General features: G+C 43.4%; 23 protein-coding genes and 1 tRNA gene. 8 read left to right on the forward strand and 16 right to left on the reverse strand.

The annotated features are described in order from the left end of the window. Positions 1-206: 206 nt before the first annotated feature. The 5 genes from B158_RS0101070 to B158_RS0101095 all read right to left on the reverse strand — a co-directional run bounded on the left by B158_RS0101070 (position 207) and on the right by B158_RS0101095 (position 4,878). Entirely contained in the window at positions 207-1,910 is a 1,704-nt protein-coding gene (locus tag B158_RS0101070) for an AAA family ATPase (protein WP_018623469.1), read from the reverse strand. 280 nt (positions 1,911-2,190) lie between these two features. After that, on the reverse strand, positions 2,191-2,490 hold the full coding sequence (locus B158_RS12815) for a helix-turn-helix transcriptional regulator (RefSeq protein ID WP_018623471.1): 300 nt from the start codon (positions 2,488-2,490) through the stop codon (positions 2,191-2,193). Between the two features lie 111 nt (positions 2,491-2,601). Next, positions 2,602-3,303, reverse strand: coding sequence for a hypothetical protein (locus B158_RS0101085; protein WP_018623472.1), 702 nt, complete (start codon positions 3,301-3,303; stop codon positions 2,602-2,604). Between the two features lie 91 nt (positions 3,304-3,394). Then, complete coding sequence (locus B158_RS0101090; protein WP_018623473.1) at positions 3,395-3,625, reverse strand: hypothetical protein; 231 nt, start codon at positions 3,623-3,625, stop codon at positions 3,395-3,397. After that, positions 3,622-4,878 (reverse strand): tyrosine-type recombinase/integrase, encoded by a 1,257-nt coding sequence (locus B158_RS0101095; RefSeq protein WP_018623474.1) that lies wholly within the window; start codon positions 4,876-4,878, stop codon positions 3,622-3,624. The genes B158_RS0101090 and B158_RS0101095 overlap by 4 nt, the downstream gene beginning before the upstream one ends. A 161-nt stretch (positions 4,879-5,039) precedes the next feature. Here B158_RS0101095 and B158_RS13370 point away from each other — a divergent pair. Further along, a tRNA-Phe gene (locus tag B158_RS13370) sits at positions 5,040-5,121 on the forward strand. On the opposite strand, the gene B158_RS13375 is transcribed toward B158_RS13370, so the two are convergent. Then, a complete protein-coding gene (locus tag B158_RS13375) occupies positions 5,122-5,259 on the reverse strand; it encodes a hypothetical protein (RefSeq protein ID WP_018623476.1) in 138 nt (45 codons plus the stop codon). It lies immediately after the preceding tRNA gene. 79 nt (positions 5,260-5,338) lie between these two features. Between B158_RS13375 and B158_RS0101105 the strand changes: the two genes are divergently transcribed. From B158_RS0101105 to B158_RS0101115, 3 genes are read left to right on the forward strand one after another with little or no spacing between them, the layout of a single operon-like run. Next, on the forward strand, positions 5,339-6,769 hold the full coding sequence (locus B158_RS0101105) for an NfeD family protein (protein ID WP_018623477.1): 1,431 nt from the start codon (positions 5,339-5,341) through the stop codon (positions 6,767-6,769). 20 nt (positions 6,770-6,789) lie between these two features. Further along, a complete protein-coding gene (locus B158_RS0101110) occupies positions 6,790-7,533 on the forward strand; it encodes a slipin family protein (protein ID WP_018623478.1) in 744 nt (247 codons plus the stop codon). A 2-nt stretch (positions 7,534-7,535) separates the two neighbouring features. Next, positions 7,536-7,928 (forward strand): DUF3224 domain-containing protein, encoded by a 393-nt coding sequence (locus tag B158_RS0101115; protein ID WP_018623479.1) that lies wholly within the window; start codon positions 7,536-7,538, stop codon positions 7,926-7,928. Between the two features lie 46 nt (positions 7,929-7,974). Here B158_RS0101115 and B158_RS0101120 read toward each other — a convergent pair whose 3' ends face one another. The 4 genes from B158_RS0101120 to B158_RS0101135 form a co-directional block, all read right to left on the reverse strand. Further along, complete coding sequence (locus tag B158_RS0101120) at positions 7,975-8,265, reverse strand: hypothetical protein (protein ID WP_018623480.1); 291 nt, start codon at positions 8,263-8,265, stop codon at positions 7,975-7,977. 27 nt (positions 8,266-8,292) lie between these two features. Next, a complete protein-coding gene (locus tag B158_RS0101125) occupies positions 8,293-8,928 on the reverse strand; it encodes a hypothetical protein (RefSeq protein ID WP_018623481.1) in 636 nt (211 codons plus the stop codon). Between the two features lie 194 nt (positions 8,929-9,122). Further along, a complete protein-coding gene (locus B158_RS0101130; RefSeq protein ID WP_018623482.1) occupies positions 9,123-9,467 on the reverse strand; it encodes a TfoX/Sxy family protein in 345 nt (114 codons plus the stop codon). Positions 9,468-9,635: 168 nt separating this feature from the next. Beyond that, a complete protein-coding gene (locus B158_RS0101135; protein WP_156823029.1) occupies positions 9,636-11,291 on the reverse strand; it encodes a serine hydrolase domain-containing protein in 1,656 nt (551 codons plus the stop codon). A gap of 540 nt (positions 11,292-11,831) precedes the next feature. Here B158_RS0101135 and B158_RS0101140 point away from each other — a divergent pair. From B158_RS0101140 to murI, 3 genes are read left to right on the forward strand one after another with little or no spacing between them, the layout of a single operon-like run. Further along, positions 11,832-12,422, forward strand: a complete 591-nt coding sequence (locus B158_RS0101140) for a TRAP transporter small permease subunit (protein ID WP_018623484.1) — start codon at positions 11,832-11,834, stop codon at positions 12,420-12,422. Continuing rightward, positions 12,415-13,803 (forward strand): TRAP transporter large permease, encoded by a 1,389-nt coding sequence (locus B158_RS0101145; protein WP_018623485.1) that lies wholly within the window; start codon positions 12,415-12,417, stop codon positions 13,801-13,803. Before B158_RS0101140 ends, B158_RS0101145 begins: the two co-directional genes overlap by 8 nt. A gap of 15 nt (positions 13,804-13,818) precedes the next feature. Beyond that, on the forward strand, positions 13,819-14,637 hold the full coding sequence (gene murI, locus B158_RS0101150) for a glutamate racemase (protein ID WP_018623486.1): 819 nt from the start codon (positions 13,819-13,821) through the stop codon (positions 14,635-14,637). A gap of 28 nt (positions 14,638-14,665) precedes the next feature. Here the strand turns inward: murI and B158_RS0101155 are convergent, their stop codons facing one another. Then, the gene (locus B158_RS0101155; RefSeq protein ID WP_018623487.1) at positions 14,666-15,772 is read right to left on the reverse strand and encodes a TRAP transporter substrate-binding protein; all 1,107 of its coding nucleotides are present in this window, start codon (positions 15,770-15,772) and stop codon (positions 14,666-14,668) included. 128 nt (positions 15,773-15,900) lie between these two features. Between B158_RS0101155 and B158_RS0101160 the strand changes: the two genes are divergently transcribed. Next, positions 15,901-16,632, forward strand: a complete 732-nt coding sequence (locus B158_RS0101160; RefSeq protein ID WP_018623488.1) for a 2OG-Fe(II) oxygenase — start codon at positions 15,901-15,903, stop codon at positions 16,630-16,632. Between the two features lie 56 nt (positions 16,633-16,688). Here the strand turns inward: B158_RS0101160 and B158_RS13205 are convergent, their stop codons facing one another. From B158_RS13205 to B158_RS0101185, 5 genes are all read right to left on the reverse strand, one after another. Further along, positions 16,689-17,477 (reverse strand): zinc metalloprotease, encoded by a 789-nt coding sequence (locus B158_RS13205; RefSeq protein ID WP_018623489.1) that lies wholly within the window; start codon positions 17,475-17,477, stop codon positions 16,689-16,691. 230 nt (positions 17,478-17,707) lie between these two features. Beyond that, positions 17,708-18,844: a S8 family serine peptidase gene (locus tag B158_RS0101170; RefSeq protein ID WP_018623490.1), complete on the reverse strand. Its 1,137-nt coding sequence runs from the start codon at positions 18,842-18,844 to the stop codon at positions 17,708-17,710. Positions 18,845-19,172: 328 nt separating this feature from the next. Then, a complete protein-coding gene (locus B158_RS0101175; protein ID WP_018623491.1) occupies positions 19,173-20,297 on the reverse strand; it encodes a S8 family peptidase in 1,125 nt (374 codons plus the stop codon). 235 nt (positions 20,298-20,532) lie between these two features. Continuing rightward, positions 20,533-22,356 carry a S8 family serine peptidase gene (locus B158_RS0101180; RefSeq protein ID WP_018623492.1) on the reverse strand — a complete coding sequence of 608 codons (1,824 nt, stop codon included), beginning with the start codon at positions 22,354-22,356 and terminating at the stop codon, positions 20,533-20,535. Between the two features lie 395 nt (positions 22,357-22,751). Next, positions 22,752-23,544, reverse strand: a 793-nt coding sequence (locus B158_RS0101185; RefSeq protein ID WP_033413916.1) for a PKD domain-containing protein, incomplete at its 5' end; no start/stop codon positions are given.

Genomic DNA, 23,544 nt, shown 5'->3' on the forward strand with positions numbered 1-23,544 from the left:
ACTATCTTAATAGTCGTGTTATACACACTATAATATATATAGGTGGCAAACCGGCAAGGCAGAAAAGCCTTATAAATCAACAAGATACCAACTTGCACCCTTCTCGTTTTGCCAGCCTTATTGGCAAACCATATTCCTTTATTAATCAATTGCTTACCGATTTGCCGCTTTGGCCTTTGCCGATGGCAAACAATGTGCCGCCTCCACTACTCACTATTTACCAAGGAAAGCTGGATCCCTTTTGCCGTTCGGCTCGACTCGATACGGCCGGTCTCCTCTAGTTGCTCCAATGCTTCTCTTACCTTATTCCGGCTATATCCGGTGCTCTTGCAGATATCTCCAATAACCTTTGTTTTAGAATCCTTTGAAAGCTCAATACACTGTAGAGCCTCGAATATCTTCTCAGTGTTACTCTTGTCATTACCCTCTAACTTAGTTAGTGCAAACCCAGCAAAGTTATCTCCACTTTTGAAGGGCTCTCCCTTATCATTTACTTTAACTAGCTGATGAATCTCTCCAGAAAGCTCACCATTATTGCTCTTAGTGACCTTTAGCTTTATCGCATCTTTCTTCGACCTGCTTATATTTAGGACCCATCTAGCGCACCGGGTAAGTATTGGATGACCTGCGGCCGCATTAAGATCTAAGGTTCCACCCTGGCCATATGGTTTTAACTTTGCTGATTTTGTAGGGTGGTGAATTCCCAAAATGGCACAGTTATGCTCTTTAGCTAATTTTGACAGATAATTACATAATCCCTTCATTGGTTCAGCGTTGGACTCATCACCTTCGATTAGTAACCCTATAGGGTCAATTATGATTAATGATAAATCTCTCCATCCAGGAGAGCCTTTATAAGCCAATGCTTCATATATGTAATTATTTATAGCTTCCTTTCGCTCGTTAGGATCTAACGTAGCATCAAAATATTCATGCGTAATTACACCAAAGTATGGAGCTGACTTTATATCCAAACGAGCTCCAATATTTTTAGCTCTCGTTTCAATATTGCTTTTGTCATCCTCTTGGAATACACCAAGTACCGAGCCTGGCTTGTATATATCCAAAATACCACTTAGTGTCGTCAACTGTTCCTTTTGGTTTGATAACTCTAAAGCTATTTCCAAACTCAACATTGTTTTTCCAATGCCTTCTTCACCAATTATCAAACCAAATTGTCCGCTTGAAAGTGAGTCCAATACTCTAAATGGTTTCCTTTCCCAACTATTTATTATCCTCTTTGAACTTAGAGGATCATAAGCATTTATATAGCGTTTACTTAACAGTTCGTGCGTTTTGGAAAGTGCTATTTTAGGGAACCTTTCGATTCTTTCAGTTACAAATTCCACCAAAGACTTCCAAGTTTTAAAAGTATTCTCAACATATACCCAGTCACTTTTACTTTTAAAAACCATATCGGAAATTCTAGGAGTTTTTATAGTGATAGATATCTTTGGGTTATTTGGATAAATAATTAGCTTTTTTTCTTGTGCTGCTTCCCTGGCCTTAGAAATTGTTGAGATAGCTCCTGCTAAATTCAAAAGCATATTAATGCCCATTGCACTCTCAAAACCTTTAATAGCGCTTTTAAGATTTTCTATTTCTTCAAATTTATTGTTATATACGATGAAACAACAGTATGAATGCGTGTACAACTCCTCACTGTCTAACCCCGGAATTATTCGATGTTCATAATCAAACGAAAACGGTTCCCCATCATTAATATAATTATTATCCTCTTTTGTGAACATCAAATATTCTAGAGGCATCAATAGATACCCTAAGGCCTTAACCCAGTGTTCCACTGACTCCTTAGGCATTCTGCTAAATTCTCGCCCACCACTATGAAAGTTAAACAATGTTTCAGTGCTGACTAGATCTATAAACTCAATGAAATCATACGAGCTCATGCTTTACCCCTATAAACACCCGGCAGTAAAATATACCTAACACTCCAAGTCTTATTTCCCTGAGAATCTAAACAACTAGTTCTATGGCTGCTTATGTTGAATCTGTGCTCGTTCTTCAGTTTTGAAACAAGCTTAGTAATACTGCCGAATCCATGACCAATCCCCTCTCTGGCAAGTACTCCGTTAGGCCCCTGCTTTATTAATAAAGAAATTAACCGCTTTTGAAGTTTTGTTTTAGGTGATATTGGCTTCGTTAAATTTCTGTAGTCCATATACCCTCCTATTCAGTCTGAGTTCTAGTATTCGCATCCATATAGGCTTTAATATCACCCAGTCGGTAACGAACACTTCTAGAACATTTTTGATAAGGTAAGGCTTTAGTGCCATTTGATGCCCAGGCCTCAAGAGATTTTATTGAAAGCCCCAACAAAGAGGCTGTAACCGTCCTTGTTATTAAGGCATTTGGATATTGCTCAGAAAGAGTTAATAGATTGCTGAATTCAGCCTCTTGAGATGGTGACAATGCACCATGAGTATTTTTTGCTTTGTGTAGTAACTCGATAGGGTCTAAGTGTTTCATATAGCCTCTTCACGCTTGGCAGTAGTTAAAGAGTGCAATATAAGTATTAACAAAGGCCGTTAGAATAACGTCTTTTAACCCTCATTTTTGAGGTAAACTGTAGGATCTAAGTTACAGGTACTTAAGGGCTTTCTTTATATATTTTTGGGGACTGAATGGTATATCAAGAATATTCCTAATGAAGTACTCCATTAGGTCACCATAAAGATTAGACTTGTCATTACTGAAAGGAACTCTAACTTTCTCATTTGGGAAAATCACATCGAAACTTCTTGTAAATTCTCTACAGATATTAGTATAAGTATGGTCTTCTTTGGTCCAGCCTTCGTTAATCTCTTTTCTTCTAATTTTTGCAGTGTTGTACATTTTAATTATTATTTTGCTCCAGTTGTCAGCATTTCTAAAAACTACTCTTTCTAAATCGTCCGAATCATCATAAAACTCTCCATTCCTACCTCCATTGAGCATTTCACCATTAATAATCAGAAACTCTTGTTCTAACATTTTTCTTTCAAATCCTGGTAAAGAGTCTATAGCTTCTATTGCTTTTTCAAGACATGATTCAAGCTGGCCTAAGGGCTGCGTTAATTCTAACTTTGAATTTTTCTTAGGTCCGATCTTGACCAAAGATTTTTCCAGAAGTCCTCTCTCCATGATTTCTAATATTTTATTGCTCTGCTCTCCTGAACTTCTTCCTTCCAAGATCATTAAAATTTCCCTTGCTTGTATATCCGAAAGTTTAACTTTCTCGATTAATTCGGCATAACTTTCGGATTCATATACTTCTTTATACTTTCGTTCGTTATTACTCATATGATGCCTCTTTCATACGCCTTTATGTAATTAACCGGCCAACCTGTAAGGCGGCAGGCTTTCGGGAGCTACCCTAGACCGGTCAAACCTTTTAATTTAGCTTTGCTTCAATAGCTTCTAGTTTCTCATAGATCCGTGAAAAAGATTCATTTGCACCGCTATGCAAGGCACTTGCTCGAGGACCCCAATCACAAGTTGTAATATCCCCTCCTTCCGTTGTTGCCTGGTCGCCAGTTTCTTTTAATGCATTAACCAATGACTGATAATCAAGTAAATCTCCAGCTATAGAGCTTATCTCTTTTTTAAGTTCTGCATTGTTCATATTGTTTGCTTCCTTTTGTCAGTTAAGTTTAATACTGGAGCTGACTCTACAACTCCAGCTTGTTTTAAAATGAATTCGTTTATTTTCTCCAATGGAGCTCTTAATCTCTCAACATCCCAAATAATGTAACCTGCTGTTACATCACCACCCATAGAATGATTAACAAGCTTTTTAACAGCGTAAGGAGAAATATCCAGACTTTCGGCTACGCTGATAAATGTTCTTCTTAGATCATGTGCTGTTACTCTTATCCCGCATATTTCTCCAATTCTATCTAACGCCTTTTTGGGGTCTTTAAGATGTGCGGCTCCCCTGCCTTCAAATACATATTCATTAACCCTGGTCGATTTACGTCTCTTAAGAAGTTCTTCAATGAAAGTTGTCATTGGAATGGTTAGCGGTTTCTTGTTTTTTGTTTTAACCACTGTGATGCATCTATTTCGGATATCTATGTTTTCCCATTTAAGAGTAGCCGCTTCCATCCGTCTCATGCCGGTACATAATACAAAACGGAGATAGTCCGCCAGCGTTGCTGCTGTTTCATGCTGGGCCGGTTCCGCCTCCACCATACGATCAATTGCCGCCCACCAGGGTTTTATATCATTAGGCCTTAATACTCCTTGTCTGCGCTCTACTTTGTTCCATTCCCTGTTATGGCTGATCTTGGTGACGGGGTTATCCAGGATTAGGGGATCCCCCATATCATCCTCATACTCACCATGAGCAAAATTGAATAAGGCTCTAAGCACTCGCATTGCTTTATTTGCCGTTGCTGGTTTCTCTGTACTGATGGTCCTGAATTTTGCGGCTACATCATTACGCTTTATCTCCAGCAAAGGCTTACCCAACCATTCTGCCATGTTGTTGTTTACAACTGAGCAGTAATCTTGTTTGGTACTATCTGCTAGGTTTCTATGCACTATGAAGTAGTCATTTAGGCACTGCGAAAGAGTAACTCCCCGGTTCCTCTTTGCCTTCTTTGCTTGATTAGGATCTATTCCATTGAACATCTTTGCTATTTCAAGCTGGGCGTTCTTTCTGGCGTGTTCTACGGTCATTGAGGGGAACTGGCCAAGCGTAACCCTAATAGGTCTACCATTTAACTTTTTATAGATTAAAAATGACTTGGTTCCAGTGTAAGAAACTCTTAATTGGAGTCCCTTTATTTCACTATCTTTATAAGTGACTCTTCCAGTCTCAGGGAGGGGTATTTTAAGCAGCTTAGATTTACTAAAGCTGAAAGTTGTTTCCATTGTATTAATCGCCTCAAATTAACTAACAAAAGATGCCTAATTTCTTTTGCTTTAAATCCTGGGCTACCTCTGGGCTACCGGAGAGGTAGAATTTGATGGAAATCACTATAGATCAAAAAACGAGCAGATCCAACTATTTTGTTGAAATATAAGGATAAATAGGGTTTTAGAGTGTTGGATAAAACTCGAAAATTAGGATTGAAAATCCTTGTGTCGGCAGTTCAATTCTGCCCCGGGCCACCATTATTCAATAAGCCTGACTAGAAATAGTCGGGCTTTTTTGTGTCCGCCATATTTTTTATGTTCGTTTTTATCTTTCACTGATATCTCCACAACTTCTTGCTGTTCATTTCTTATACTATTTTTGTAATCCCAAGCCATTCGCGCTACATTATTCTCTATGGCATGAAGCCATCAATCCTGCCTCCTGTTTTGGAGGCATCAGCTAGAAGGATTTGGTATGAAACAGGCTTTATACATTGCACTGTCTTTTCTTCTTCTGTGCTTTTCTGCGCAGCAGCTTCATTCTGCTGAAACAAATTCCACTAAGCGCGCCATGCAGCTAACGCTTGATGGTTCGGTCAATCCGGCAACTGCCCATTTCCTCGTAGAAAATATTGAAGAAGCTGCAGAGCAGGATTACCAGCTTATCATCATTAAAATGAACACACCTGGCGGACTCGATCTGGCCATGCGTGACATTATCCGAGCCATATTATCCTCACCTATTCCCGTTGCTACCTATGTGTACCCGCCGGGCTCGCGCGCTGCCAGCGCTGGAACCTATATTCTGTATGCCAGCCATGTTTCGGCAATGGCGCCAGCCACCAACCTTGGTGCAGCAACACCTGTATCAATCGGTGGTATGCCATCCCCCGACGAAAGTAATCAGCCTGAACAATCAAAACAGCCTGAAAACAACGAAGTTGGCCCAGATACTTCAGAACAAAAACCGAATAAATCTCCGAGTCCGTCAAGCACCTCCAACAAATCAGCGATGGAAAAGAAGGTCATCAATGATGCCGAGGCCTACCTTAGGAGCCTGGCCGATTATCATGGCCGCAACATCGACTGGGTACGCAACGCTGTGCGTGAAGGTGAGAGCCTATCGTCCAGTGAAGCACTCGAAATTGGCGTGATTGACCTCATTGCTGAGAACCCGCAGCAGCTGTTAGCAATGATTGATGGTAAATCAGTACGCCTGCCAAATGGGCAAGCCGAAATAAATACCAAAGGCATGACTATTGAGGTTGTTGAAATTGACTGGAAAACTCAGCTTCTGAGCATTATCAGCGATCCTAACATCGCCTATATTCTGCTGATTATCGGTATCTATGGCCTCATCTTCGAAGGCTATAACCCGGGTACTTTTATTCCAGGTGTTATTGGTGCCATCTGCCTGCTGCTTGCTTTCTATGCCCTGCAAATCATGCCGGTAAACTATGTTGCCGCTGGCCTGCTGGTGTTAGGTATAGCCTTGCTGGTAGTCGAAGCTTTTGCACCCAGTTTCGGCATACTCGGAGTCGGCGGTATCATCGCCTTTATTCTTGGCTCTTTTCTGCTCTTCAATGAGCCAGAAACCGGTATGGCCATCGCCATGCCTATCCTCATCTTCGTCACCATAGTCAGTGTAATCTTGCTTAGCTTCGTGCTCAGTCTTGCCATCCGCGCCAGAAATAGACCCGTAGTCACTGGCACCGATGAAATGCTGTCGGAGATTGGAATCGTTGAACACGACTTCGAGGACAAAGGCTGGATTAAAATTCATGGTGAAATATGGAAAGCTTCTAGCGATCAGCCGTTGAAAGCTGGTCAACACGTGAAAGTAGTAGCGGTTAATGATCTAGATTTAGTCGTCGTTCCAGTCACGGACGACAACCCAAAACTTTAAGCTCAATAGAAGGATTTATTATGAATATTTTTTACCCAATCATTCTGGCACTGATAATTCTAACCGTTGCCAGCATGTTCAAGATTCTTCGTGAATACGAACGTGGTGTCATCTTCATGCTTGGTCGCTTCTGGAAAGTCAAAGGACCCGGTCTGATCATCCTCATCCCATTCGTGCAACAAATTGTACGAGTCGATTTGCGGATTATCGTGATGGATGTTCCTACTCAAGATGTCATCTCCCGCGACAATGTTTCGGTAAAAGTTAACGCAGTCGTTTATTTCCGAGTAGTCGATCCACAAAAAGCCATCATCAATGTCGAGCACTATTTTGATGCAACCAGTCAGCTTGCACAAACTACACTGCGATCTGTACTGGGCCAACATGAACTCGATGAAATGCTCGCATCACGCGAAAAACTCAATGAAGACATTCAGGAAATTCTCGACAGTCAGACCGACGCCTGGGGTATCAAAGTTTCAAACGTAGAAATTAAACACGTCGACCTTGATGAAAGCATGATCCGCGCCATTGCCCAACAGGCAGAAGCCGAACGTCGTCGTCGCGCAAAAGTTATTCATGCACAAGGTGAAATGGAAGCTTCGCAAAAACTATTTGAAGCTGCACAGGTCTTGGGGCAAAAAGAAGAAGCACTACAATTACGTTATCTGCAAACGCTAACCGAGATCGCCGGCGAGAATAGCAACACGATTGTATTCCCTTTGCCAATTGACCTGATGAAAAAATTTATGAGTAAGGAATAAGAATGAAAATAGAAGGTAAGTTTTCTGTCACGCTAAATCCAATCGAATCAGCCATCAATGGAACTGATGGCATGACCTTTCGTCGCATGTCGATAGAAAAAGAATTCTCAGGGCCATTAGAAGCAACAAGTAACGGCGAGATGCTTAGCGTAATGACTCCAACCAAAGGCTCAGCCGGGTATGTGGCAATAGAGCAGGTGGTTGGTTCGCTTGATGGCAAACAGGGTAGTTTTGTTTTACAGCATTATGGGGTTATGGAACTAGGTGCTGAGAAATTAACCCTAGAAGTTATTCCTGACTCAGGAGTTGGTCAGTTAGCAGGGCTTTCAGGACAGATGAATATCTATATTGAAGATGGCAATCACTTTTATGAGTTTGAGTATCAGCTGCCTTAACGATCACGGTGCGTCATGACGCACCCTACGTTTACTAAGTTAGCAATTATCTGAAATCATATGTAAATCTATTACCAAGAGCACGTGCCACATACTCTTTCAATTCAGGATGGTCTTTTAACACTTCTACAGAAAATGATATTGCCGCACTATTCAGATCGTGTTTGGACCAATCCGGACTGAAATCGAACTCGAGGTATGAATCGATCGCGGCCATTGCTTGTTTCCACTTTTCACCATAGTGTTTTCGTAGCCGCTCCTCCTGACCCATTGGCATATACCCTCCACTCTCATCCGTGCCTAGATATACAGTTAGTGCTTCATTGATGTCAATCATTGCTTCGATCCAAATTTATTTTTTAAGCTACACACCAAGAAGAGCTGCCAATACTTTGGCTAGTGCTTTTACACTTAATTTTCCGGCTTCATTTCCTGCTGATTTAACGAATTCGTCGACAAAAAGCTGGAGCTTCGATTTTCTGCTTCCGGCTTGGTTAAATTGGTCTAGTTCATCATCAAAGTCAGGAATGTCTTCGACTGCGATTTTATCAAGTACGTCCACCAAGACTTTCTTATGAACGGTCACCAGGTTTGGATTAAAGGATGAGTCAGTAAATCCATCAACCTCCGCTACCCACTCTTGGAACCATTGCCCTAGCATGGGATCACGAACTATAAATACTATTCGCTCCCCTTTTATTTCGTATGCTTTTTTATTGATTAACTCAACCAGTAAGGCTTTAGCTTCCTCTTCAGGTAACTGCTGGTACCTGAGTTGTACTTCTTGATATAGATTTCTAATCTTTGTCTCTGTAAGGCTAAGTTCTCTGGCAGCTTTGAATGTATCACGGGGAAACTGATACCTTCCATCCGATATTAAGAGATGCATAACTAGGACATCAATATCACGCTTTTGCATACGCCCTAACCCACCGGCAAGGTAGTGCTCTAAAAATGTATTACAGAAGTTTGATGGGCGGCGAATTTCTACATTTGGCATGGTTATTTCCTCACAGCCTTATATTGTTATTATCAATTAATGGTGTGCATAGGACTTTATTAGCATTAGTCTTTTTTTACAAGCGCGGGCATGTCCAGCTTTAAGGTTTTGATTATTTGGACTGATGAATATTGATATCGAGCTTGGTATTCAGGTTTAAAAGTTTATGTTCCGTTGTCTTTATTGATTTTGGTTTACTTACCTGACTTTTTTGCAGTTTTCTTTTTCTTTGGTTTGGGAGTCGGAAGCTCTCTTTCGGTGACACGAATCAGTTGTGTCAGCCATTCTGATTCTTCTATTTGGTCTTCGATTAATAGAGAAGGTTTGGCTCCTGGGTAAGCCGGGGCTTCGACATAATCGCCAATGAATTCCTTGCCTACCGCTGTTGGTTTGATGAAAAGCTGATTATCACAAATTAGCGCAACTACCTTGCCCTTTGAATACACTGCATACTCACCAAACATCTTCCTATAGGTGATGTCGCATTCATCAGCAATTTGCTCAACAACAAACTCCACAAATTCTAAATCTGAAGCCATCTCGGTTCTCGGCCTGAAAAAGGATATCGTACCACACTATATTCCTATTGTTTTCCGAACAAGTGATGCCAAACTACCTGTATGCAGCCCCTTAACTTTGTTCCCTTTCTATGCCACCAGGTGAATTAATTATGAAGGGCGAGCTTGGCTCACCCTTCTTTTATTGCCTTACTTTTTACTGAGCACTGTGTCTTTACCGTGCTGGGTGATGGTCAGTTGGTTTTTATCAGCTTCGAAGTTGATGACGATGCCAGCTAGCTTAAAGCGGAAGCGGGTTTCACTTTCGGCGGTTAGCGGAAATTCGGATTGGCCGGTGGCTTGTCCATAGAGGCTGCCATCTTTGATTTTGATTTCCAGATCAAGCGGGAAGTCATCGGCGCCATAGACTCCGGTATATTGCTCCAGGACTTTCTGCGGAACGTCAAAGCCTTTCTTTTTAGTGGCGCCTTGTTTGGTGAAGGCATAGCCCTGGCCGCCTTGTATCAATACGAATTGTTCAGTGTCGCGGTCAAAACGCATTTCGATGCCTGATTCTATGTACTCAAACTTATCGTCCGGATAGGCGGTTAATGGGAATCCCCCCTGTCCGGTTGCCTGAGCATAAAGCTGGCCGTCTTTGATGCTGACATTTATATCGAGCGGGAAGGTTTCGCTGCTGTAGTTGCCAACCAGTGGTTTTAGCTGTTCTTCGTTAAGCTTCAACGGTTCGGGGAAGGTCGGTTCTTCGATGGTTTTGCCTGAGTAGGCGTCGAGCATGGCTTCATAGATTTCGCGCATGTCATAACGCAGGCCATTAGATAGCAGAACTATGCTGAGATCTTTTTCCGGATAGTAGGCCAGATGAGTTCTGAAGCCTTCGATGCCACCATTGTGCCAATAGCCTTCAAGTTTATTGTCGTCTTCGCCATAGCTGGTTTCGAAAATACCTAGTCCGTATTTCATGTCCATGGTGGTCATGGTTTTGAGGCTTTCCTGGCTGATGATTTTGCCGTCGAATAATAAATTAATGAACTGGTTGAGGTCGTCTGCGTTGGAGACCAGTGCTCCGGCAGCACCTGGGATCGACATATCCCACTGCGCCATTTTGCCCCAACGTCCTTTGTATTCGTAGGAGTGAACTTCGCCGTTGCGTTCTTTGATGTCACTACCGTAGTAGGTGTCATTTAACTTATAGGGCTGACTGATTCGCTCTTTGACAATCTCAGCATAAGGCTTGTTCTCAATATCTTCTGCGATGAAGCCCAATAGTAAGTAACCACTATTGCTGTACTCTGCTTTTGAACCCGGCTCGAATACCGAGTCAAAACTTTCGATTTTGCCAATCAGGAACTCTTTATCTTTAGGTTTAAAGACATAGTCACTGAAACCAGGTTCGTTGGTGTAGTTGAATATTCCTGATTGGTGATTGAGTAGATGCTTGATGGTGATTTTGTCTGCGTTCTTAACTTTGGGGTAGAACTTTGAAAGCTTGGTGTCGAGCGTCAATTTGCCTTCTTCAATCAACTGGAAAATGATAGCGGAGGCGTAGGTCTTGCTGATTGAACCAATTTTGTATTTTAAGTCCTGATTGGTACTTAGCGCCCAGCCTTTGTCAGCTTTATTATCCGGCTGGATGGTTATCTGATAGAGCGGCTGCTCATCATGATAGATCGCTGCTGTGCCGATAAAACGACCATTATCTGCCAGAGTTGCAAAGTATTGGTTGAGTTGTTGTGAGCGTTGTTCGCTCAGCTTTTCCGCTGGTTTATTATCCACATCAGCTATCGCCAATGGCGTAGCTATTACTGCCAGGCTCAATAGAGCGCTGTGTATTGCTGATTTCATAAGATTACCCTTTTGTTTATCCATTCATTTATTATTTCAATGACCAGATTTCCTGATATTGCCCTACGCTTCTATTGCGTATTTCTCTCCTGACCGACACTATGTTTTGGTCAAGGTCTATGGGTCTAACGCTGGCAAAGCCATTTTATTCCACACATTACAACAGAGATATTTATTAAGTGTTAATGGCGGGAATAATTTGTAAGTTTTTACATTCTGAGCTATTGGATCTTTGGTCAATTTTGGAGTATCTTTAACAGCTCGAGTTTTTGCTTATTTTTTATCCACAGCATGAACATTTCTGTGGATAACTTTGGTGAAAACTTTTTGGGGAAACTGAGAAACACATAATAAATCACCTATATAGGTTTTGGGGAATCTATCTCTCGTCGATTTTCTCAGTATTTTCAGGCGCTTACAAAGCCAATTAAAAGAACCTTATGAACATGCAGGTTTGTTAATATTTATTCAAACCTGTGGATAAGCCGTGCCTAAATTTTCATTTAGTGCTTAATAAACATAAATTTAAGAGTCAGGATTATGGTCAAACGCCCTATTCTTGCGCTAATACATATCCTCGAAAGTTTTACTGAATGGACAGGCAAACTGATCAGCTGGTTGACCCTGTTTATGGTGCTGGTCGTGGTTGCTGTGTTGCTGCTGCGCAACGTTTTCGGTTTTAGTGCAATTCCTCTACAAGAATCCGTCACCTATATGCACGCTATCGTCTTTATGCTCGGCGCTGCCTATACCTTAAAACACCATGACCATGTTCGCGTCGATGTGTTTTATCACCGCTTTTCACACCGTACCAAGGCACTGGTTGATATGGCTGGCTTTCTGATTCTGTTGTTGCCAGTGTGTGTGTTCCTGATTATCTATAGTCTTGACTACGTTATTTTCAACTGGAAGATCAAAGAGGGCTCCAGTCAGCCCGGCGGTCTACCCTACCTTTATATGCTCAAGACTTTATTGTTGGCTCTGCCGATTACTCTAATTATTCAGGGTACGGCCCAATTCCTGCATAACCTGGCTTACCTGTTAGGTTGGAAAGCGCTTCCACATGGTGCAGAAGAAGATACCGAATCGGCTCCTCAGGTATCTGGTGATAAGGAGATGAAGCATGGCTGATTCAATTTTCACCTTAATGCCGTTACTGCTGTTTCTATCTGTTTGTCTGGTACTGCTTTGGGGTTACCCTGTGGCGCTATCTTTGGCAGGGGTTTCGCTTATCTTTGTTGCAATTGGTGCCAGCACCGGCATGCTGGATCCGATTCAGCTTAATTTCCTGCCCGGTCGACTCTATAAAATCATGGAGCGAAGCACACTTATCGCAGTACCACTGTTTATCTTTATGGGCTTGATGTTGGAGCGGACTAAGATCGCCGAGGATCTGCTGGATTCGATGGCAACACTGTTCGGTAAATTGCGCGGCGGCATGGGCTTTGCGGTAACCATCGTTGGCATGTTGTTGGCAGCCAGTACTGGCATTGTCGGGGCGACGGTTGTGACCATGGGTTTACTGTCCTTGCCTGCGATGATTAAACGCGGTTACCAGCCTGAGCTGGCAACCGGTGTCATTTGCGCTTCAGGAACTTTGGGTCAGATTATTCCACCCTCTATTGTTCTGGTTCTGCTGGGTGACGTATTGGCTAACGCCATGACGCAAGCCAAAAGCATGGGCCTGCAAACCGAGCAAGTGGCTTCGATTGGTGACCTGTTCATGGGCGCGATTATTCCGGGCATGATTTTAGTCGTCGGTTACATGATGTATGTAGCATTTGTTGCCTGGCGCAAGCCCAATGCAGCCCCGGCCATTGAGTTCGATGACTCGGTCGATATGCGTAGCGTGATCTTCAAGGCTCTCATTAACCTGTCATTGCCACTCATCCTGATTGTCGCGGTGCTGGGTTCTATCCTTTATGGTTTCGCCACGCCAACTGAAGCTGCCGCCATTGGTGCATTGGGTGCAATCGTGCTGGCCATGCTGAGGCGCCAGCTGACATTCGCACGCCTCAAAGATGTCATGCGCTCAACCGTTAAAACCACCAGTATGGTATTCCTGATTCTGATCGGTGCATCAATCTTCTCATTAGTGTTCCGTATGTACGGTGGCGACGATCTGATTCATCAGTTCTTTGCCGACTTGCCTGGCGGTCTATTTACTGCGCTCTTAATCATCATGCTGGTGATGTTCCTGCTTGGCTTTATTCTAGATTTCATTGAGATCACCTTTGTGGTCGTGCCTATCGTAGGCCCGGTTTTATTAATGATGGGTGCTGACCCCATTTGGCTGGGAATATTAATTGCCATCAATCTGCAAACATCGTTCCTGACACCGCCGTTTGGTTTTGCCCTGTTCTATCTACGTGGCGTTGCTCCGCGCACCATTCGCACATCCCAAATCTACCGTGGCGTCATACCGTTTATCGTCATTCAGATCGTGGTGCTGATTATGATTGCTGCATGGCCTTCACTTGCCACCTGGCTACCGGCCTATGTCGGCGGTTAACTGAGGCATATCACAATGAGTAACGCACCAATCGGTGTTTTTGATTCAGGCGTGGGTGGCCTAACCATTTTACAAGCCATCCGCGAACACCTGCCCAATGAAAATCTGCTCTATGTGGCTGATTCTGCCTATGCGCCCTATGGTCGCCTGCCAAAAGAAATACTGCATAAGAGATGTATGCACATTGCCCGTTTTTTTGCCGAGCAAGGTGCTAAAGCGATGGTCATTGCCTGCAATACTGCCACCGCCGTTATGGCAGAATGGCTCCGCAATGAGTTTGATATTCCTATCATTGCCATGGAGCCCGCCATCAAACCTGCTGCACTGGCTACGCGAACTGGCAAGATTGGTGTTTTTGCTACCGAGAATACCCTGAAAAGTGATCGCTACCAGAAGCTACTGGTCGAATACGCTCGGGATAAAAAAGTCTTCGAGTCCAGTTGCGAGGGATTTGTCGAGCAGGTTGAAAGTGGCAATTTGAATAGTGTTGAAGCTTTTCAGCTGGTTGAGAAATACCTGCAGCCCATGATTGATGAGCATATAGACGTGCTGGTTCTGGGTTGTACCCACTACCCCTTCCTTGCTCCATTGATGCGTAAGATTTCATCGCAACAGGTTGCCGGCAATCAGGAACTGCAAATTATCCATACCGCCGATGCAGTTTCGCTACAATTGACCCGCGTTCTTGCAGAACATGATTTGCTTAACTTCAAAGATCAAGAGTATGTTCGATACTTTACCAGTGGAGATGCGAAACGCTCCTCAACCATATTCTCACAACTGCTTTTAGAAAATATTTCCGTTTCGGAGCTACCCGCTATCCAAAAAAAATAAGGCGCCAACTGGCGCCTTAATTTTTGTGTTATTGCCTGCCTCGATAATAACTGACTTCTGAAACTTCATGCCAACTCTTGGCCTGATCGCGGAATTCTTTAAAGGATTTAAGGATTCGTTGATCGAGCTCGGTCTTGGCCTGTTCTTCTATCATTGCTTCCGATATTGTTTGCAACTCATTCAGAACATCCTTTGGTAGCTCTTTCAATTGTACGCCATGTTTGTTGACCAGAGTTTGTAGCGCCTTGTTATTCTCTGAAGTGAAATGCGCTAGCATATCTGCATTAGTGACGCGGCAGGCGTGGCGCACCACATCCTGCAAGTCCTGCGGTAACGCTTCAAAAGCTTCTTTATTAATCAGTGCTTCAAGGGTTGAACCTGGTTCCTGCCAGCCCGGGTAATAGTAGTATTTAGCTGCCTTGAATAAACCAAAAGCTAAATCGTTATAGGGACCGACCCACTCTGCTGCGTCGATGGCTCCCGTTTCCAATGAAGTGAATACTTCGCTTCCAGGCATCAATACTGGAATACCACCTGCTCGCTTCCAGACCTCTCCGCCAAGCCCCGGGATACGCATCTTGAGGCCTTTAATATCGTCCATTGAGTTGATTTCTTTATTGAACCAACCGGCCATCTGTACGCCAGTATTGCCTGCAGGCTCTGGGATCAAGTTGAAAGGTGCGTATAACTCACGCCATAATTCAATGCCGCCGCCATGCAATAACCAGCCATTCATTTCCTGCGCATTTAAACCGAAAGGAACCGCGGCAAAAAATGGTGACATCGAGAGTTTACCCGACCAATAATAGGCGGCCCCATGGCCCATCTGGGCAGCGCCAGTTGCTACTGCTTCAAATACCTGGAGTGCAGGAACTAATTCACCAGCACCATAAACTTTAACTTCCATCCGGCCGCCACTGAGCTGACCAATTAATTTGGCAAGGTATTCTGCACCCTCTCCAAGCCCTGCAAAATTCTTCGGCCATGTGGTGACCATGGTCCATTTAATTTTTTCACCTTTCTTAACAGCTACCTGACCGTCTTTGCATTCCGTCGGTGCGCCCCCGCAGGCAGCCAATCCTGCCACTGCTGCTCCAGCACCTAAAGCTCCAATAAACTTTCTTCTTTTCATCATTTATACCGTTTTGTTTTTGTGTCGACATGATTACATAAAAGGACTGGCAACAATGTACCCAGTATAATAGGCTATGGCAACTTTGATTAATAAAAGACCAGAATCAATAAATAAATGGGGTTAGTGGTATGTCCAGTTTTATAAATATCTATAAGCAGGCGTTGGATCCAGAATTCTGCCAACGTTGTATTGAAAAATTCGAGAAGAGTGAACATAAGCATCAGGGGCAGACCGGTGCTGGTGTCGATAAAATTAAAAAGAATAGTATTGATATCACCTGTACCAGTTTTCCAGATGAATGGCAGGAAGAAATGCTTCACCTGCAAAATGTTGTGTTACGCGGTTTAATTCACTATGTTCGTCAATATCCTTTCCTTTTGGCAGGAGCTATTTCACTTCAATATCAGAACAAAGAAGGCGAAATGGAAAACTTGAGTTATGTAGATGTTGAAAAGATGGATGATGCTTCTTTGGGCGAGTTTATCAAAGCTGTTTACCGATTAGGCCCGGTTAACATGCAGAAATATGACAAAGGTCAGGGCGGCTATTTCCACTGGCATTCTGAGCATTATCCGCACCCAACCGATCCGCATCAGGACAGCCTGCACCGTAGCCTGGTCTGGATGTTTTATCTTAATGATGTAGAAGAAGGCGGAGAAACAGAATTCTTCTATCAGCAGATCAAAAGCAAACCGGAACAAGGCTCACTGGTCATCTTCCCTGCTGGATTTACTCATACCCACCGCGGACAGAAACCCATCTCTGATGATAAATATATTTTCACCAGCTGGGTGCTCTATCAACGTGCTCAGGATATGTATGGCACTGCACCCCAAAATCAGCAAAAGCCACAGCAATAATCTTTACTACCGTCCATAAAAAAAGCGCTCCAAGGAGCGCCTTTTTTATATAGTCATTAGTGGTCATGAACAATATCATCGTAGCCTTCAGCTAACGTAATATGGTGAATCCACCAGGTACCATCTGGTCCTTTTGCAACTCTGATTTGAGCACGTCCTTTTTGCCAGACTTTAATACCCATTCCAACATCGGCAGCATTACTACCACATTTTTTCGGACCTCCACGACATGGTTCTTCTCCACCCGAACTATCAGCAGTTTCATATCCGTCGTCATGGCTGTACATCTGGGTTAGCAACTGTCTATCATGAGAGTTTGGCCATTGACTGTTTGGATCATTCGAATAATCCATACAGGTTTGTTGGCTAGATCCATCCTCTGAAGTGTGTCCTAAACCATAGACATGACCGATTTCCTGGCACATAACGTGATTACGGTAATCCACAGATGATGATGCTAGATAACTATCATTCATCTTTGCAGTACCTTTAACAATGTGGCCATTGGAGTCCAAATTAATTGACGCGAGTCCAGCCCAGCCGTTATACCCATAATTTGCGTTACAAACACGCATCTTGCCGTCAGCTGCTCTACATTGTTTGCGAGTTCTACTGGAGTCATCCTGCGCTACTTCACTGTGTGTAATTGGCGTTCCCTGTTCCCATTCGCTCAGTGACTGGTTATAGGATGCCTGCCAATCCGGCGATACACTATCAATGACCGGTAAATTTAACCCATTTCCGAGCGTGGCCCAGTGATAATCTGCCCATTGGTGGTCTGCTTTTGCTGCTAACGCTACTGAACCTATCAGCGCTACAACACTCAGTTTAGTAATTATTTTCATTTCCTTCTCCTTTGTTTACCCATGTAAAACTTATTCCAATCCAAGATTGGTTTAGTTTCCACTAAACCCTTACTTATATAGCAACTGTTCAAAAATTAATCTGCTGATGGTTCACAGTTCATTACCTATTTTCTCAGTTAGCTGTAATTTTACATTTGGTATAAAAAAAGCGCTCCGAGGAGCGCTTAATCAACTATCCATTAGTTATTATTAATTCTAAACAACAATCCTTACAGATGAATAATCGGATCTGGATTGCCGTCTGGATCATTGCCGGCTGTGCCATCAGTTGATGGGTTACCGTTTTTCAACATGATTACAGCACATGCTGCTGGTGATGCCATTGAAGTACCTGACATAGTCGTAGTACCGCCACCATTTCTTAGAGAAAGGATGCTAACACCCGGTGCTGCATAGTCTACTGGTGGGTTACCATAGTTTGACCAATAAGGCATGTTGTCATTTGAGTCAGTTGCTGAAATGGTATAAACACGGTTACCACTGGCGCGTGCTGGTGAGTAATTGCTGGCATGACTACCATCATTACCCGCTGCAACCACAAAGTATGCACCTGAGCTTTGAGCAGCTGCTTCTACCGCGTTATCAACGTCAGAACTAGCAGGGCCACCTAAACTCATGTTTACACAGTCGCCAGAATTTGCATTAGCGGCTACATAGTCAATACCTGCAATCACACCAGAGTAAGAACCCGATCCGCGTGAATCCAATACTTTAATTGGCACAACTGTAGCACCAGCTGCAACACCCACTACATCCTGAGAGTTATTTATCGCAGCAATAGTACCTGCAACGTGTGTGCCGTGACCATTACCATCGTCTACAGATGCATCTCTGCCTTTAGTAAAAGCAGTGAAGCCACGACTTGCATCAACGTTTAAATCAGTGTGCTCAAGATCGATACCGGTATCAATTACCCATGCTGTATAACCAGCACCACTAACTGGGCCACCAACGCGAGTCACACTCCATGGAGTGGTTTGGCTACCACCGCCACCACCGCCGCCGCCTGGCTTGCCTTTAAAGCTAACGCTGACAATGCCGTCAGGGTTCATGCTTTTAACATTCATATCACCACCAAATGCTTTCTCTGCCGCATGGCATGGAGCATTAACCGTGAAACCTTTGATTGAGTTCTGATACACATGACGAACAGAAGCGTTAGCACGTTGCGCTAAGCCCTTGGCAAGACCTTTTACTTGTGATGCATCGATATTGTCATGGAAACTGATGATACAACGGTTTTGAACATTCAATTCATCATTTGACGAGAAAGTTGGTTCAACTGCCATTGCAGAAGTTGAAAGTACCGCTAATCCAACGGCGCTTGCGACTAGAGATTTTTTCATATACCTACCCCTTAGGATTTGTGATTTGCTCTATTTGTATGTTTTTGCGTACTGCTCATTTTGTGTTCGAATAAGCAGATTGCATTTTTATAGCAATCAAAATTTGTACGCGCAATCATTATTTTTATTCTTGTGAACTGGACAAACCAATAATTAAAAATAATAGCAAAAGTGTCGACTTGCTTTACAAAAACACCTTTATTTGTAGACTTTTGTAGCATTAGTTAGCAAAACGTAGAGTCTTACTTTCAGCCAAATTATCTCTTTTAATATAAAAAAAGGCGCTCATATTGAGCGCCTGTTTCTACCCCAAAGTATCCAAACTTATCTATAGATGGATGATTGGATCTGGATTGCCGTCTGGATCATTACCGGCTGTGCCATCAGTTGATGGATTACCATTTTTCAGCATAATCACTGCGCAGGCATGCGGTGAAGCCATGGAAGTACCAGAGATCGTGTTAGTACCACCATCTTTCCACAATGAAAAAATACTGACACCCGGTGCAGCATAATCTACTGGCGGATTACCGTAGTTTGACCACGAAGGCATATTGTCATTTACGTCAATCGCTGAGATTGTGTATACGCGATTGCCATTAGCGCGGGCTGGTGAATGGTTGCTGGCATTATCGCCATCATTACCTGCTGCCAGGACAAAGAATGCACCAGAGTTTTGCGCTGCCGCCATTACAGCATTATCAAGTTCCTGGCTAACCGGACCACCTAGACTCATGTTTGCACAGTCACCTGCTGAGGCATTTGCTGCAACATGATCTACACCAGCAATTACACCCGAGTATGAACCCGATCCGCGTCTATCTAACACTCGAACTGGAACTACGGTTGTATTTGGAGCAACACCTAACGCACCAATTTCGTTGTCTATAGCTCCGATTGTTCCTGCAACATGGCTACCATGACCGTTTTCATCTTCCATACCACCACGTGATATAGCAGTAAATCCGCGACTAGCATCTACATTCAAATCAGGATGATCCAAATCGATACCAGTATCAATGATCCATGCGGTATAACCGGTTCCATCAACAGGACCACCAACACGTGCAGTACCATATGATGCTTGCTCACCACTGTTACCACCGCCACCAGGAGGACCACCGGCGTAGTTCACTGTCACAACGCCATCTGGCGACATGCTTTTGATATTCATGTCATTGCCAAATGCTTTCTCAGCAGCAGTACAAGGTGCATTAATGGTAAAGCCTTTAATTGAGTGCTGATAGACATGACGAACAGATGCACTAGCTCGTTGTGCTAAGCCTTTAGCAAGGCCTTTAACTTGTGATGGGTCAATTGTATCCTGGAACGTTACGATACAACGATTTTGAACATTCAATTCATCATTTGACGGATTGGTTGGTTGAGTTGCCGTAGATGTAGTGGCAATAAATGCCATACCAACAGCGCTCGCTATAAGCGTTTTTTTCATATACCTACCCCTTAGTGTGTATATTAGATTAATAAAACAACCCCTCATCGATCATTATATTTTCTAATGAGAGATAAATACTTATAACAGTATATTTAGATACATTCAAACAAATATTGATACTTTTTAATGAGGTCATACCAATTAGTTTTTCTAATGCATATTTGCATTAATCACTTTTCACATACGCATAAAAAAGCCCCGCCGAAGCGGGGCTCAAACTTACCAAATATTATTATAGTTGGAATGAAGCTGCACAAGTTGTTGTGCCAGACTCACAAATTGTCACAGTGTAAGTTGTACTCTTGCTTGCGCCTGAGTATGAAACTGCACCATCGTTAACTTGTGTGTCGTCTAGAACAGTAGAACCACCAGCTGTAATGTTGATGTCTACGTTAGAGCTTGCGAAACCGCTCCATACTAGATCCAACTGGCTACCACCTTTAGAACGACTACCTGAAGCTTCTAGATCACCGCCTGATGGTGGTGGTGGTTCAGTACCGCCGCCTTGACAGCCATTTGCAGTGATGTAATCACTAGCTGCTTTAGCTTTAACAATACCGTAACCGAAGTAGTCGTCACGACCTGCTGTACCCTGGTCTTCCGCAGTTGCTTTCAAGGCTTCACGGATTTCAGTACCAGTACAGGTTGGGTGATTTGACCATACTAGTGCTGCAACACCGGCTACTGCAGGAGTCGCCATTGATGTACCGCTCATGTAACCATAATCACTGGCACCTGAATTGATGCTAGCATTAGCTGCACCAACGATAGCTGCACGATCTTCAAAAGCCGTACCAACTGCTGGGATATTAGTAGTTACACCAGTAATATCCATGTAAATAACGCCTTCGCCCGCTACGTTGTTGATTACAACCGCACCGATACCGCCTGAGTTGCCACAGTTGTTGATCTTGTCAGCGAAAGAAATGTTACCACGGTCAATCACACAGATTTTGCCGTTTGCGCCTGAATCAGTCGCTTCAGCAGTGCCCATGAAGTAAGTCGCGCCAGATACTGAACCTGTGTTATCTGTTGCTGCGGTTGGAACACCAACGCCATCAACAGTAAGGCTAGCAATTACAGCACCGCCAGCTGGGTAAGTTGAAAGTGTATCAACACCACCAGCAGTTACCTCAACGCCATAACCGTCATGAGTTTCAGTAGTAGCTTGTTTACCACGACCTGAAGTTTTAGTGTTTGATGGGAACTGAGAGAAGCTTGCGATGTTGTTGTTAGCATCGTTAGCACCAACCATCATCACTGATTTATAACCAGCTGGGTATGAACGAACGTTGTTACCGTCGTTACCAGCTGCAGCTAGAACCAGACCACCATTGTTAGTGAAAGTGTTGAATGCATTCTCTTCTACTGAGTTTGCACCGCCACCACCTAGTGACATGGTGATGATGTTAGCACCAGCCTGAGTACATTTTTCTGCAGCGTATGCTAGGTCAGAAGAGTAGCCCCAACCAGAAGCGTTGAATACCTTGATGATGTGCATTGGAACGCCAGGTGCCATACCTACAACACCGATACCATTGTCAGCTGCGCCAACTGTACCTGCTACGTGAGTACCGTGTGGGCCACCGTCAGTGAACCAGTCACCGGTACCAGAATCGCTGTCACCAGTGATTACTGACCAGTTAAAATCATTATTTTTACCGCCAGTTTCACCCTGACCGCCTGCGATACCTGAGTCGATGACACATACTTTCTGGCCAGACTGAAGCACTAGTTGATCAGCTTGTGATTGATAAACAGCATATGGAGTTAGCTGTTGTGCACTTGGGTCGCCAGCATCATCGTTATAGATAGCCATTGGGAAACGTTGGAAATCTTTTTCCATTGACTTGAAGCCTTTCTGGCCACGAATAGCACTTTTGCCATTCTCATCAAGCTCAACGGCGAACCAGCCATTACCTTCTACTTTTACATCGTGACCTTTCTTAAGGCCTTGACCATTGCTATCGTATGAAACGATAACGCGCTCAGCGTGTGCTGCTGAACCTAGCGCTAATAATGTGGCCGCGCAAGCCATCTTTACTTTAAATGACATTAAACCTACCCCTCGTTGGTTAAATTATGTCTTGAATAAAACGTTAATTCTTTTGTTATCTTTCAGAATAGTTCGAAGATCTTGTTTCGGAATTCTTTTGGACACAAAAAAGCCCCATTTGCTATAGATGCAAATCTCAAATATCCATCCATAGCAAATGAGGCGATAACGATTAAAGCAAAGTGATCAAAAAGTCGTCAAGCAATAATTTTACTAATTGTACAAATTAGGTATTTTTATGCGAAATGTAACACTTATTTACACTTATGTATCAGTTTGTATCAAGAAACCGGGTGTTTTTTGTACTGTTAATGCAGATATGCATTAGCCTGCAAGGCAAATGCGCAAAAAAAAGCGGACCGAAGTCCGCTTAATCGTTTCTTTACAAAAGTTAATTAGAAGACAACAGTTACTTCAGAAGAACAAGTTGAAGTACCAGCTTCACAAACCTGGTAGCTATACACTGCTCCGCCACGATTATTGGTCGAATCAGTATAGGCTCCGTCATTGGTTGTAGTAGTTAATAACTGACCATTGCGGTAGATATCAACGCTTGCCGATGCTGCACCGTTCCAGGTCAGGTCAACATTATGACGGCCTTTTATTTTATAGCCATTTGCGCTCAGGCTTAATGAACCCTGATCAGCTGTCTGTACAGTTACTGACTGTGAAGTCGTGTCCGTTTGACCTGCCGTATCGGTTACTGTCAATGAAACAGTATATGTACCATCAGCTGCAAAAGTGTGGCTTGGGTTAGCTGCTGTGCTTGAATTACCATCACCGAAGTTCCAGCTATAACCTGTTACACCGTTATCATCAGAACTAGTATCAGTGAACGTACAGCTAAGTTCAGTACAGTTAAACGTAAAGCCTGCTGTTGGCGCATTATCATCACCGCCTGTATCACCACCTGCACAACCATTAGCTAGCAAGTAGTCATATGCATTTTTCGCTTTAACAATACCGTAACCGAAGTAGTCGTCACGACCTGCTGTACCCTGGTCTTCCGCAGTTGCCTTCAAGGCTTCACGGATTTCAGTACCAGTACAGCTTGGGAAGTTTGACCATACTAGAGCTGCAACACCGGCTGCTCCAGGAGTCGCCATTGATGTACCGCTCATGTAACCATAATCACTGGCACCTGAATTGATGCTAGCATTAGCTGCACCAACGATAGCTGCACGATCT

Source organism: Kangiella aquimarina DSM 16071, assembly GCF_000374105.1.
Classification (GTDB): Bacteria; Pseudomonadota; Gammaproteobacteria; order Enterobacterales; family Kangiellaceae; genus Kangiella; species Kangiella aquimarina.